Raw genomic sequence first — 12,787 nt, forward strand, 5'->3', positions numbered from 1 at the left:
GTACGCTTCCACACCGTCCCTACACCCCCCACACCCCCCCCCCCCCCCCCCCCCCCCCCCCCTCCCCCCCCCCCCCCCCCCCCCCCCCCCCCCCCACCGCCGTTTCGGTGTGGGTGCCGGTGCGCGCCCGTACCGGTGCCGGGTCAGCCGAAGGCGCCGTGCTGGCCGGTGTCGGGCGCGCCGGCCCCGGTGTCGGGCTTCTCCGGCTTGGCCCGCTCCGGCTTGGCCTGCTCCTGCTTGGCCTGCCCCGGCTTGGCCTGCTCCGGCCTGGCCGCCGATGCCTGCTCCGGCTTGGCCTTCGGGTCCCGCTCGCCGTCCGGCTCCGCACCGGCCGGCCGGGTCCGTACGCCCTTGGCGATGCCCTCGCCGCCGCGCGTCCTGGCCTCGCCGGCCTTCGCGGGCCCGAACGGGTCGGGCCCGTGCGCGGCGCTGGAGGTCTCCCACTGGTGCCCTACGGGCGGCCGCTGGCTCTGGCCGCCGCCCCCGCGCTTGCCGAAGGCGCCGCCGAGGCCGTTGGCCAGCTGCCCGAGCGCCATGAAGCCGTAGGCGGCGTCGCGGCCGGACGAGGACGGCGCGTTGTTCGCGGAGTTGTCCACCGGGGGCGCGCCGTGCTCCTCGCCGGCCTTGTCGTCGGACTGCGCGGCGGCGGTCTCCAGGTCCGCCGCGGCCAGTTCGAAGCCGGGCAGCGAGTCGTCGACGGACCGCTTGAGGCGGTGCCACTCCGCGGCGAACGCCTCACCCGCCGGACCGTGCCAGTTGGCCGCGGCGGCGGTGCCGACGTGCCGGTCCAGATCGCGGACCATGCCGTCGAGGTGCCTGCCCATCTCGCGCCAGCCGGCCGCCGCATCGTGCAGCGCCTCGGGGTTGCGTCGCTCGCTCACTTGACGCTCCGCATCATCTCGACCAGCTCGTCCTCGGCCGCCTGCGTGTTGGCGACGGTCTCCTTCAGGCCGCCGCCGACCTCGGCGAGCCGCTGCTGGAGCTGGACGAGGGCGTGCTCGGCCTGCTCGTACAGCTCGCGGTAGGGCCGGGCCGCCTCATGGCTGCCGAAGCCGTCCCGCAGCGCCTCGGCATCCGCCCGCCTTCTGAATGCGGCCAGCTGCCGGCTCAGTTCTTCCGCGCGTATCTCGAAGGTCGCACCGAGCTGGTGCAACTCCTCCGTACTGAGCCGGACTTCGTCGGACATCATTTCTCCCCGAATTGAATGACAGCTGCCTGCCAACATCGCCTCAGGTCTAGCACACCCGCAATAGGCCCGAAGCCCGTCGCCGAGCGGGCGGCGGAGCGGGCCCGGAATGCATACCGAGCAATTTGCGGCAATACCGACAACCCCCGCCTTGACGACCCGTTCACACCCGTCATTAGACTCAAGGACGCCGGTGCAGCACACGCGGTTGCTGTGCCAAGACGTTCAAGGGGGCAGAGATGAGCAACGAGCGACAGATCCAGGACGAGGACCTGATGGATGTCGCCCAGGACCCGGAGCAGGCGCACCGGCTGCGCAAGGCGCTGAAGGTCCTGGCGGAGAACCCCAATGTCGGCGGCAAGCTCCAGGAGATGGCCCAGGAGGTGCTCTCGGGGCGCATGGGCATGAAGGACGCCATCCAGACGCCGGGCTACATGGACGCCATCGGTGACCGGATGACGGAGATCCGGCGGGCCGCGGAGGACCAGACCATGGCCGAGCGCGAGGAGTCGCGCGCGAAGTTCGCCGCCTGGCAGCAGGAACAGGAAGAGAAGGAAGCCCAGGAGCGCGCCGAGCGCGACGCCCCGTCGTCCCACATCGTCACCGCCCCGCGGCGCGGCGGCGGCCACGGACACCGGCGCTGACCCCGAATACCGGCTGCCCCCGGAAACCGGCTTCGGCACGGCCGATGCGGTCGGCACGGCCGATGCGGTCGACACGGCCGATGCGGTCGACACCGTCATCGATACCGTCGATGCAGGCGATATCGGCGGTATGGCGGTATCGCCGATATCGCCCGATGCGGTTGATTCGTTCGATTCGCTTGCTTCGGCCGCACGCCTGAATCGCATGAAACGCTTGATGCGGAGGAAGACAGATCGCCCGTCCGGGGAATTCGGGCGGATCTGCTTCCTTTCCGCACCGGGCACTCGCCTTTTCTCCGCAACGGGCCGCGGGAACGGGCCTCAGGAACCACCGGCACCCCGTTCACCCCACACGCCAACGACACAACGTCCCCACACCCGCCCCGGCCTGCGTGTTCCAGTTCCGGAACAGAGACCCCGCACCGTCCCGCGCACCTGCCCCGGATCATAGGATCGAGGCGGTACACGCAGGAATCCACGAAGGTGGAGGGCGGGATTGATGGGGGACGAGGAAGCCATGAGCGCCTCAGAAGAAAGCAGCGCCCGAGCGGCCGGATACGCACCGCATCCGTACATCGGCGGCCGCAGCGCCGCGCTGCGCGCTCTCGCGGCCTGGCGCATGCGGTGGCCCGGTGCGCCGCGCGTCATCGCCCTCACCGGAAACCCGGGGAGCGGCCGTTCGCGCCTGATCACCGGCTTCCTGATGATGTGCGATCCCGACTACCGCAAGCGGCTGCCGCTGGACGACATGGACCCGGCCACGGTGCCCCCGGACCTGCCGGCGCCGGCCGTGCCGAGTCCCGAGGGCCGCACCGCGGCACAGGTCCTGTGGCTGCTCGCCGATCACTTCGAGCTGGGTGCCGCGCGCAGCCAGGACATCTTCACCGAACTCGCCGGTCGTGAAGAGCCGGTGACCATCGTGGTGCCGGACGTCGACCAGACCGGTCCGGTACGCGCCGCGAACGAACCGGCCCGCCTCATACGGGACGTGCTCAAGCCGCTCGCCGCCACCGAAACGGTTCAGCTGCTCGCCGATGTGCCGCGCGAGCTGGCCGCCGAGCTGACCGCGGGGCTGCCGGACGGCCAGGCGCAGATCATCGATCTGGACGCTCCCGATTGGGCCGACCCCCAGGGCCTGGTGCTGCACGCCGAGACCGCGCTCGATCCCGCCCTCGGGGTGCCGGAACTCCCGTACACCACCGACCCGTCGGCCCGCCGGGCGCTCGCCGCGGCGATGGCCGAGCGCGCGGGCGGCGACCGGCTGACCCTCCAGCTCGCCGTGCAGTCGCTGCTCATGCAGCCCGAGGGCTTCGACCCGGCGGACGCCTCCCTGCTGCCCGGCGGCGTCGGCGAGGCGCTCGATCTGCACGCCCGCCGGCTGGGCGCCGATCCCCAGGTCCTGCGGCTGATGCTGGCGCCGCTGGCGTTCGCCGAGGGCGAGGGCCTGCCGGTCCAGCTCCTGGGGCCGCTGGCGAGCGCTCTCGCCGGACGGGACATGAGCCAGGACTTCGCCGACGGCATGCTGCTGGCGGCGCCGTTCGTCCAGCCGGTCGAGGCCTCCTCTGACGACGAGGACGCGGACGAGGAGCCGGACGGGGACACTCCCGGGGCCGGTTCCGGCGGCGGTGCGGACCGCGCGCTGCTGCGCCTGGTGCACCCCGCCATCGCCGCGGAGATCCGCTCCGGGCTGCCGGACGTGCGCGACGCCCAGACCAAGATCGCCATGGCGCTGCTGGAAGCGGTGCCCCAGCAGGACTGGTCGCAGGCCGATCCCTACATCCGCGACCACCTCGCGGCACACACCCTCGAAGCCGGCCTGCTCCCCCAACTCCTCACCGACCCGGGCCTGTTCGCACACGCCGACCCGGTGACGCTGCGGGCCGCCATCGAGGCCGTGCCGCTCGAACAGCTCGGCGCACCGGCCCGTACGTACCTGCGGACCGCTCCCCTGCTCACCCGCTCCCAGGCGCCGGCCGCCATGCGCGCGGCGCTCCTGGAGACCGCGTTCGTCGAGGACGGGCTGACCCCGTACGCACAGGCGCTGCACACCCGCGGCTTCACGCTGCCGTGGCGGACGCTGTGGAGCGTGCCGCTGGCCGGCGTGCGCGCGGTGACGATCGCCTCGCTGCCCCCGGACGGTGAGGGCGCGGCGGCGGACGCGGCCGAGGGCGACGTTTCCGCGGCCGCCGGTGGCACCAGCGCCCCCCGCGCCGTCGCCGCCCTCCTCGTTCCCGAGGGCACCCCCGGTGCCCGTACGGTGCCCATCGGCTCGGACGGCGGTCCGGACGGCGGCCCCGCGCAGGGCGACGGAGCGGCCCAGAGCGGCGGAGTGGCCCTGCTGCTCCACGATCTGCACACTCCGGAGTACCTCGACGCCGACCCCTCGCGGGCGGTGCAGCCCTCGGAGGAGGCGCGGGCGGCCGCGCCCCTCGGATTCAGCCGGGGCGCCGACTATCTGCGGGTCTGGGCCCGCGCGAGCCGGGAGGTGGTGGCCGCGCTGCTCTCGGACTCCCCGATCACCGGCGCCGATCTCTCCTTGGACGGGGTGCTCGTCGTCGCCACCGAGCGCGGCGTGACCGCCCGGCAGATCCTCGCGCCCGTCCCCGCCGCCCCCACCGTGCCGGCCCAGCGCACCGACACCACTGACGCCGACGCTCCCCACGGCCTCGAAGGAGACCACTCGTGATCACCCAGGCGCAGGCACACGCCACCGCCGCCCGCTGGCTCAACCCCGAAGGGCATCAGGGCCCGCCGCGCGAGGTGGCCATGCAGGAGTTCGACCTCGGCTGGGTGGTGTGGGCCGTACCGCCTCCCCCGGAGGTCGACCCGCAGACCGGGCAGCGGCGCCCGCCCGCCGAGATCGGCACCGCCTGCGGCGTCGTCGACCGGGCTTCGGGCGAGCTGACGGTGTGGCCGTCCGTACCCGTCGACGAGGTCGTACGGATGTACCAGCACAAGCACGGCCGCGGCGCGGGCGCGGCTGCGGCGGAGCCGGCCCGGCAGCCGGTCACCGGCCCCGGCAACACCGCCGTCGCGACCTACAACGATCCGTCGACCGGCGAGGAGACCAGCCTGGTCAAGGTCTCGGCTCCCGGGCAGCCGCCCGTCGAGTTCCAGCTCTACGACGAGCTGCGGCGACTGGGCGTGAACGCCGCGGACGTCCGCGCGATCCACACCGACCTGCGGCCCGCCCTGCTGCCCGGCGGCTACCCCGGCGACTTCATCCTCCGTACGTTCCCGAACGCCGGCTTCTCCTGCACCGAGGGCTACGGCATGCGTCCCGAGGAGCGCGCCGAGGGCGTCGCCGGACTGCTGCGGCACGTCGAGATGATGCATCAGATGGCCGGGCGGCAGGCGCCGCCGCGTCCGCACCGGCTGCCGGTTCCGGAGCGCGTCGAGGCCGCGCCTCAGATGCGGGACGTGGCGCTCGGCAAGCACCTCGTGGAGGTCTTCGGCCCCCAGGGCGTGGGCCGCCCGGACGCCGACGACGTCGCCGCGGGGCAGCTGCCCGAGGCCACCAGGAACACCCTGGTCTGGGCCGGACTGCCGACCTCGGTGCCGTACTTCTTCACCGCGGACCGCCCCGACACCCCGCCCCCCGGCGGGATGTTCACGGACGTGGCGTCCTACCTGCGCGAGACCGGCACCGAGGCCCGCGAAGAAGCCCTGACCACGCTCGCCGGTTACGTCCGGCTCGGCACCGACGGCCTCTACACGATCGCCGTCCAGTGCGTGGCCCCCGAAGAGCAGCAGAGCATGGTCGGCACCATCTGGGCCGTTCAGCCGTCCTCGGGCGGCGGCCGGTTCGTCAACCGCACGCTCTCCGCGTATCTGCGCTCGCTCGCGCTGCTGGTCACCACGCGCCGGGAGATGCAGGGGATGGACCCGCTCGCGGCGGGCGCGGCGGTCGCCGCCTTCCAGGAGCAGATCACCGCGATCGACTCCTGGGCACTGGACGACCAGGGCAACTGGTGGTCACTGGTCATCGAGCAGATGTGGCACGGGCTGTTCTAGAGGCGCCCGGGTCGCTCTGCGGCGGGGCCGGGGATGCGCAGGTGCGTCAGCGTACGCACCCTCGCCCCCGGCAGCCCCGGAGACCCCCGATGCCTTCTCAGGGCAACAGCAACCAGTCCGCCGCCAGTGCCGCCGCCAGGCCGACGCCCAGCAGCCAAGTGCCCAGCCGGGTACGCCCGTTCCGGCTGAGTTCGATCACAATGCCGCAGAGGACGAGCGCGGCCCCGTAGACCCCGACCACCAGCACCGACGTACGCGACGCCAGGCGCACCACCAGCACCAGCGCCATCGCGCCCATCAGGACCGAGGCCAGGACGATGCGTATGCGTCGGGCCTGACGAGGCGTCAGCCCGTCATGATCCCCAGAGACCGGCTGCTCATTGCTGGTTGCGTCCATGAGCGGAGATGCTACGGGACCTGCGGTTGTCCACGGTTACGGGACCTGCGATCGGCCAACCGCTGGAATCCCGGGCACGCCCAGCCCTATCCCTCCTGGCGCATACGCTCGGTGAACATCTTCGACAGCTTGAGGAGGGTGGGGTCGGCGGCGTTCTGCACACGGCTCCCGTCGTACCTCACCGTGCCGATGAAGTTGGCCTCGCGAATCACCAGCTCCTGGTTGTCCTTGTACGCCGGATCGACCTCCACGAACGCCACGCTCCCGGATCCGAACGTCTCAGCCTTCAAGGTCCGGTACTTGGTCGGGCTGCTCTGCGCGTACGATTCCCACTTCCTGAAGGCCTTCTTGGCCGTGTATTCGCTGCGGTACACGACCACCTCGAAGCGAGCCGACTTGTTCTTGTCGCTGCTCCCGTACTCGGCATGGCCGACAGCCACAGCCTCCTTGCACCAGCCCGAGGGCTTGTCCGGCGCCACACTGCACTTCTTGGGTGCTTTGGCGCGGCTGGACGGCTTGTCGGTCACGGTCCTGAGCTCGGTCGGCATGCTCTCGCGCGGCGGCAGGATGTTCTCAGCCGCCTGGGCGCCTCCCAGCTTCGAACCCGACCCGCACCCCGCCAGAGCGAAGGACATGGCCAGCACCCCGGCTCCGACCCACTGCGCCTTCTGACGCATCCCGAACCGCACGACAACTCCTAAGATCTCGAAAACACCGGCCTCACTTGTATCAGGGAAGGGTGACGCCACCGCAGCCGCCCACGGTTCCGGCGGACCCTAATCCCCTCACTAAACATTCACGCTAATCTGACCTCGGGTCAATTCATCGCAATGTCAACCCAGTTGAGTTGGCCGCAAATCCCACCGAGTTACCCCATATCCGCCTTGACACGCCCACATCCAGTTCACCTAATGTGAGATCATTGGGCCCGGCAATCACGAACCGGATCCGGCGAAAAACGGGGGCAAACAGTGGCAGGCAAGGCATTCGATGTCGATCCGGACGTTCTCAGGACGCAGGGCGACGTATTCGTCAACATCGGCAGCACCTTCTCCAACGCAGCGAAGAAGCTGAGGCAGGACGCCGACAAGGACGCCGCCGAAAAGGCATTCGAGGGCTGCGACTTCGGTGACATCTTCCTGACGATCTACGAGCCCATCGCGAACGGCATGTTCGACTCCATGGACTCCCTCGGTGAACGCCTCGAAGGTATCGGCGACAAACTCACCACCATGGCGAAGCACTACGCCGAGTCCGACGAGCAGGGCATCCACACCATCAGCGCCGTCGGCCGCCCGGTCATCTGAGGCGACACCGGGCCGCTGAGGCGGCCACTCCCGGGCCCGCCGCGACAGGCCACCGCCCTCCCGCCTCACCCCGCCCTGTCTGCACCTGACGGTATACCTCCGCCCACACCTCCATCTATCTCACTCAGCACCACTCGGCTACCACCGCACGGGGGACGATCACTGTGTCAATCCAGCTGCCAGGAGGGGTCGACTGGGTTCTCGACCTCCTCGGATTCAACTGGCCGAATGCCGACGAGGACCTGCTCTTCGAATGCGCCCAGGTCTGGCGCAACTTCGCCGAGGCCGTGAACCAGGCGACCTCCGACGGCTCGACCGCGGCCGGCACGGTGTTCTCCGCCAACTCGGGCGAGGCGGTCGAGGGCTTCTCCAAGGAGTGGGGCGCCTACAACGGCAGTGCGGGCGGCGACAACTACCTCCGTGACGCCGCCATGGCCGCCGAGGTGATCGCGCTCGCCTTCGACGCGGCCGCGCTCGCCGTCATCGCGGGCAAGATCGCGGTCATCGTCCAGCTCGTGATCACCGCCGCCGAACTCATCGCCGCTCAGGCAGCCGCCCCCTTCACCTTGGGCTTGTCCGAACTCGGCGCGGCCGGCGCCACCCAAGCGTCCCGCGTGATCATCCGCCAGATCCTCGACAAGCTGAAGCGCGAGGTCATGGAGGCGGCCACCAAGGCGATGGAACACGCCACGATGGACGCCATCAAGAAGATGACCAAGGACCTGGCAAAGAAGGCCGTGTCCAAGGAAGCCCGCAAACTGGCCACGGACTACGCCAAGCAGCAGATCAAGGAAACGGTCAAGGACACCGTCAGGGAGACGGTTGTCGACGCGGCCAAGGAAAAGGCCGTGGAAGCCGGCCAGGAAATGGCGAACAACGTCGTCGAGCAAGGCATCGAGAGCCACTTCGGCGCACGCGACGGTATCGACTGGGGCGAAACCGCCGACATCGCCAAGGAAAAGGCCGGCGAATACGTCGACGGCGTCAAGGAAGGCGCCGCCAGCCTCGCCGACCCCCAGACCTATATCGACCACGCCAAGGAAGACCTCGCAAACCGCGCGGAAACCCACACCAACCGCGGCCTGGACCACGCCCAGCGCCACGTCGACAACCGCACCGGCGGCGCCGCCACCAACAACCCAGGGGCCACGGACGCGGTCCGCTCGACCGTCACGGACGAGGTCCGCTCGGTCTTCGGCTGACAGCTGCCGCCGACCGTGATGCCCTCGGGTTCCATGGATGATCCGCTTCCATGGAACCCGAGGGCGTCACGCTGCCCGGGCGGCCCGGCCCCGATGCCGAATCCCACCACGTCGCCCAGTGGACACACCCGAACCCCAACTTGCATGGTCCTCAAGGCCGATGGCGCATTCCGGGCTGGTGTGACCATCGTCGGCCAACTACCATCGCGTACTCGACAAGCCGGTCGCCGGCACCAGACGAATCCCGCCAGTCAGTGCGAACCGCCGCGAGCAGAGCAGCAGGCGGCAAGCTACGTGCGAACCCCGTGCGGTGAAGATCCTCTGCCCGCGAGCGGGATACCGCACTTGTAAGGTACGCATAAGCAGTAACGGGGGAACTGGTCAGGGCGCACCCTTGTCGCGCACGGCTATGGATTGTCAGCGACGTCGGGACGCGCCCCATCGCATGCGCCGTCATGTCATCGGTCGGCCTTCGTCTCCGACGCTCTCTCGGGCCGAGGGACTTCGTCGAAGACGCCCTCCACGTCTGCCTGCGAGCGCAGCAGCTCAGCGCCGCGCAACTCTCCGTGTCCGAAAGGAAACACATGTCGTATCCTCCGCAGCCTGGAGGGCCGGGCGGCAGCAACGCGTACGGGCAGGCGAACCCACCTTCCCAGTCCGCCGGCGTGCCCCCTGCCGTCCCAGGCCACATACCCTCGTCGCCGTATGCACCTCCGGGGCAGGGCCCCAATCCTCAGGGTGCCCCCCGCGCCGCGCAGTCCTGGCCCTCGCAGGTCGGCGGCCCGCCGCCTCCGCCCCCGCCGTCCGGTGGCGAGAACAAGGGCCTCAAGCGAGCGGTGATCGGCGTTGTCGTCATCGCCGTGCTGGCGCTCCTCGGGGTCGGCGGGGTGGCGATCTCGAATGGGCTCGGCGGCGATGACCTGCCCTCCGCCGCCGGTGGAGACGGGAACGGGGAGCAGCTGCTCAGCGAAGCCGACATCTCCCGCCTCCTGCAAGGCCGCACCCAGGCATTGAAGAGCGGGGACGAGGATGCCTTCCTGTCGCCCTTCTCGGGCACCGCGAAGACAGCCCAGAAGAAGATCTACCAGAACCTGCGCAAGGTGCCGTTCGCGCAGGCCGAGTACCGCGTCCTGAAGCAGACCGGTACCGGCGACAACGACTACGGCGACGGTGCGACGGTCGCGCTCGACGTGGCCTTCGTCCACAAGATCAAGGACGTGGACCTCCAGCCGGTCGCCGAGTGGTACCGATGGATCGTCAAGCGGGAGTCGAAGGACGAGCAGCCGGCCGTCACGAAGATCGGCGGATCGCCGTCCGCCTACGGGGAGAAGGGATACGTCTTCTACCCCGGCCCCTGGGACGTCTATGACGACATGTATGTCCAGCAGCAGGCGCACACGATCGTCATCGCCGACAAGAAGAACGCGGCGCAGGCTCGTCGCTATGCCCCGCTGATCGAGAAGGGCGCTGCGGACGACCTCGCGTTCTGGGGGGCGAACGTGAATTCCCACGGGCAGACGCCGCAGGCGTTCCTCGTCAACGTGGAACCGGACCGGAAGACGTACGCGACGCTGTACACGAGTTCGCTGAAGGATCCCGGCTGGGACGCGGGAGTGAGCGTGGGGATGCCGGCGTTCTCCACGGCCCACGAGGACGTGAGCGGCAAACCGCAGTTCGGCGGATCCCGCATCAAGCTGGACGCCAGCTCGAACTACTTCACCAAGGACTGGCAGAGCGGGGTGAAGCAGATTTCGCACCACGAAATGGCGCACGCGATCACTCAGACGCTGGACCGAGGTGACTACAGCCTCCTCGCAAAGGACGGCGGCCCGCGATCGTGGGTGGTCGAAGGCTTCGCCGAGTACGTCTCCTCTCAGTTCGAACCACAGAGGATGTCGCGGAAGATGCGCGCCGGGTTCTCGGACGGCCAGTTCGACGGCAAACTGCCGGACGCCGAATTCGGCTCCGCACCGGGGCACAGCGTCTCCATGGACTACGCCCTTGGCTATCTCGCCCTCAAGTACATCGAGAAGCAGGGTGGCCGGTCGAAGATGATGCAGTTCGTCGTGGACCACTACGTGACCCCGAAGAAACTGGACCAGCAGTTGCAGGCTGCCGTGGGCAAGAGCGGCGCCGCTTTCGAGAGTGACTGGGCCAAGTACGTGAGGAGCCAGGTCCGATGACGGCCGACAGCACACCTGGCATGGCGGGCCCCGCAGGTCAGCAGCCCCCGGCACAGCCCCCTGGGGCCGGGGCCGTGCCATGGCAGCAAGGTGCGCCGCAGCAGGGCTACGGACACCCGCAGCAGGTTCCGTCGTCGCCCCAGGGACACGGCCCGGTCCCGCCCGGGCAGCCGCCGCACGGTGCACCGCACCAGCCGCCTGGTCCGCCCGTGGCCGGTATGACGCCGGCGCCCGGCATCGGCTATCCCCCGAGCGCTCCCACAGCTCAGCAGACGCCCCCCGCGGCTTCCCCGCCGCAGGCCCCGTACTCGTCGGCCCAGGCACCCTACGGCGCTGCCACTCCGGCTCCGGCCAAGAAGAGCAAGGCCGGTCTGATCGTGCTGCTGGTCGTAGCTCTGGTGGTGCTGGCCGGGGCCGGCGGAGGTGCCTGGTTGCTGTTCTCCGGGTCCTCGGACGACACGGTGCTGTGGTCCCAGCCCGGCTACAAGGGCAAGATGCCGCCGGGAGAGTCGGTCCAGCAATTGGAGGGCACCTGGATCACCGACAAGGCCGTCGTCCAGACCCTTCCCGACGGTGTGAAGGCATACGACATCGCCACGGGCAAACGCCTGTGGGCGACGCCGCTTCCGGGAAACAGCAACACCGCCTGTTCAGCGCCGCCCCAGTCGGACGGTGGAATCGGCCTCGTCGCCTACGGTGACACCAAGGCCTGCAACCACCTCGCTGCGTACGACCTCAACAACGGCCAGCAGCTGTGGACCAAGGAGTTCAAGCCGCGCAAGGCCAAGCCGAAGCCGGGCGCCGACGACCGGTTCACCCCCGGCGAATCCGGCCCACCCGGAAAGGTGGCGACCTTCGCCCGCTCCGGCGACGTCGTCGTCGTGACAGGGCTCGGGGAACCACAGGCACTGAACGTGTCCGACGGTTCCCTGGCGTGGACTCCGGAGAGCCCCGCACGGTGCGACAACGCCGGAACGTTCACCGGCGGCAAGGCTCTGATCCGCGTACGCGCCTGCGACACCAAGCCGGTGGGGGGAGTGGCGTACGACGAGGTCTCCCTGATCGATCCCTCGACGGGCAAGGCCAAGTGGACCTACACCTTCCGTCCCGAGCAAGGTGAGTACGAGCCCGGGATGGTCGCGGGCGGCGACGTCATCAGCACCGACCCCGTCGTGCTGTACCCGGACCGCGAGGACATGGGCCTCGTCGCCCTGGACAACGAGACGGGCAAGCTGCGCAGCAGCTTCGCCCCCAAGACGCCGGCCAAGTACGTCCAGACCGACGGCGCCGAGGGAACACCGTGGAAGGAAGCCGGCGTCTTCGGCAACACCTTCGTCGTGAGCGCGGGCGACGGCAACAACAAACTGCTCGCCGCATACGACCTGGACAGCGGCAAGTTGCTGTGGAAAACCAAGGCCGCCAAATCCACGGACTACTACCCGCTTCCGGCGGCTGACGGCCGGAAGATACTCGTCTACGCACACATCATCAGCAACGACAAGGGCCCGGAACTCGTCGAGTACGACCCCAAGACCGGCACCCCGCACACCCTTGTCACCTATCCGGTCGAGGTCGCCAAGGGGACCAGCCTCTCCGCCAAGCCTTACTGGCGCGACGGCCGGCTGTTCCTGACAGCCATCAGCGACCGGACCTTCAACCCAAAGGAGTCGTACGGACTCGTCGCTCTCAAGACGTCTCCGTAGCTCCGCCCGGCACGCGCCGAGTCGGGGCACACAACACGCCGCCGCGTCCCCCCCCGTGGTGGACGCGGCGGCGTTTCGGCTTTTTCTCTTTTGCCTTCCGCTGTGATGTCCAGGACAGGACTGCCCGAACCCCACCGCCGGCGCCGCCCCA

The 12,787-nt window shown here is 69.7% G+C and carries 11 protein-coding genes; 7 read left to right on the forward strand and 4 right to left on the reverse strand.

All coding sequences use genetic code 11. From position 1 onward, the window contains the following. Positions 1-143: 143 nt before the first annotated feature. Positions 144-881, reverse strand: a complete 738-nt coding sequence (locus AC0680_RS35730) for a WXG100 family type VII secretion target (RefSeq protein ID WP_478637199.1) — start codon at positions 879-881, stop codon at positions 144-146. Continuing rightward, positions 878-1,186 (reverse strand): hypothetical protein, encoded by a 309-nt coding sequence (locus AC0680_RS35735; protein ID WP_478637200.1) that lies wholly within the window; start codon positions 1,184-1,186, stop codon positions 878-880. Before AC0680_RS35735 ends, AC0680_RS35730 begins: the two co-directional genes overlap by 4 nt. Positions 1,187-1,425: 239 nt before the next feature. On the opposite strand from AC0680_RS35735, the gene AC0680_RS35740 reads away from it, so the two are divergent. From AC0680_RS35740 to AC0680_RS35750, 3 genes are all read left to right on the forward strand, one after another. Further along, on the forward strand, positions 1,426-1,830 hold the full coding sequence (locus AC0680_RS35740) for a hypothetical protein (RefSeq protein ID WP_478637201.1): 405 nt from the start codon (positions 1,426-1,428) through the stop codon (positions 1,828-1,830). Between the two features lie 517 nt (positions 1,831-2,347). Continuing rightward, positions 2,348-4,516: an ATP-binding protein gene (locus AC0680_RS35745; protein WP_478637202.1), complete on the forward strand. Its 2,169-nt coding sequence runs from the start codon at positions 2,348-2,350 to the stop codon at positions 4,514-4,516. Beyond that, positions 4,513-5,844: an SUKH-4 family immunity protein gene (locus tag AC0680_RS35750; protein ID WP_478637203.1), complete on the forward strand. Its 1,332-nt coding sequence runs from the start codon at positions 4,513-4,515 to the stop codon at positions 5,842-5,844. The genes AC0680_RS35745 and AC0680_RS35750 overlap by 4 nt, the downstream gene beginning before the upstream one ends. Positions 5,845-5,941: 97 nt before the next feature. Here AC0680_RS35750 and AC0680_RS35755 read toward each other — a convergent pair whose 3' ends face one another. After that, positions 5,942-6,241, reverse strand: coding sequence for a hypothetical protein (locus AC0680_RS35755; protein WP_478637204.1), 300 nt, complete (start codon positions 6,239-6,241; stop codon positions 5,942-5,944). An 86-nt stretch (positions 6,242-6,327) separates the two neighbouring features. Continuing rightward, on the reverse strand, positions 6,328-6,930 hold the full coding sequence (locus AC0680_RS35760; protein WP_478637205.1) for a hypothetical protein: 603 nt from the start codon (positions 6,928-6,930) through the stop codon (positions 6,328-6,330). Between the two features lie 282 nt (positions 6,931-7,212). Between AC0680_RS35760 and AC0680_RS35765 the strand changes: the two genes are divergently transcribed. From AC0680_RS35765 to AC0680_RS35780, 4 genes are all read left to right on the forward strand, one after another. Beyond that, positions 7,213-7,548, forward strand: coding sequence for a hypothetical protein (locus tag AC0680_RS35765; RefSeq protein WP_478637206.1), 336 nt, complete (start codon positions 7,213-7,215; stop codon positions 7,546-7,548). A 164-nt stretch (positions 7,549-7,712) separates the two neighbouring features. Then, positions 7,713-8,750, forward strand: a complete 1,038-nt coding sequence (locus AC0680_RS35770; RefSeq protein ID WP_478637207.1) for a WXG100-like domain-containing protein — start codon at positions 7,713-7,715, stop codon at positions 8,748-8,750. 860 nt (positions 8,751-9,610) lie between these two features. Then, positions 9,611-10,933 carry a hypothetical protein gene (locus tag AC0680_RS35775; RefSeq protein ID WP_478637208.1) on the forward strand — a complete coding sequence of 441 codons (1,323 nt, stop codon included), beginning with the start codon at positions 9,611-9,613 and terminating at the stop codon, positions 10,931-10,933. A 218-nt stretch (positions 10,934-11,151) separates the two neighbouring features. Next, complete coding sequence (locus AC0680_RS35780; protein WP_478637209.1) at positions 11,152-12,636, forward strand: outer membrane protein assembly factor BamB family protein; 1,485 nt, start codon at positions 11,152-11,154, stop codon at positions 12,634-12,636. The last annotated feature ends 151 nt before the right edge of the window (positions 12,637-12,787 follow it).

The organism is Streptomyces sp. NPDC043738 (genome assembly GCF_056436545.1).

Bases quoted from the DNA above. Each gene is read 5' to 3' on its own strand.
- AC0680_RS35735 (WP_478637200.1), bottom strand. From the start codon at position 1,186: ATGTCCGACGAAGTCCGGCTCAGTACGGAGGAGTTGCACCAGCTCGGT.
- AC0680_RS35740 (WP_478637201.1), top strand. From the start codon at position 1,426: ATGAGCAACGAGCGACAGATCCAGGACGAGGACCTGATGGATGTCGCC.
- AC0680_RS35745 (WP_478637202.1), top strand. From the start codon at position 2,348: ATGAGCGCCTCAGAAGAAAGCAGCGCCCGAGCGGCCGGATACGCACCG.
- AC0680_RS35755 (WP_478637204.1), bottom strand. From the start codon at position 6,241: ATGGACGCAACCAGCAATGAGCAGCCGGTCTCTGGGGATCATGACGGG.
- AC0680_RS35780 (WP_478637209.1), top strand. From the start codon at position 11,152: ATGACGCCGGCGCCCGGCATCGGCTATCCCCCGAGCGCTCCCACAGCT.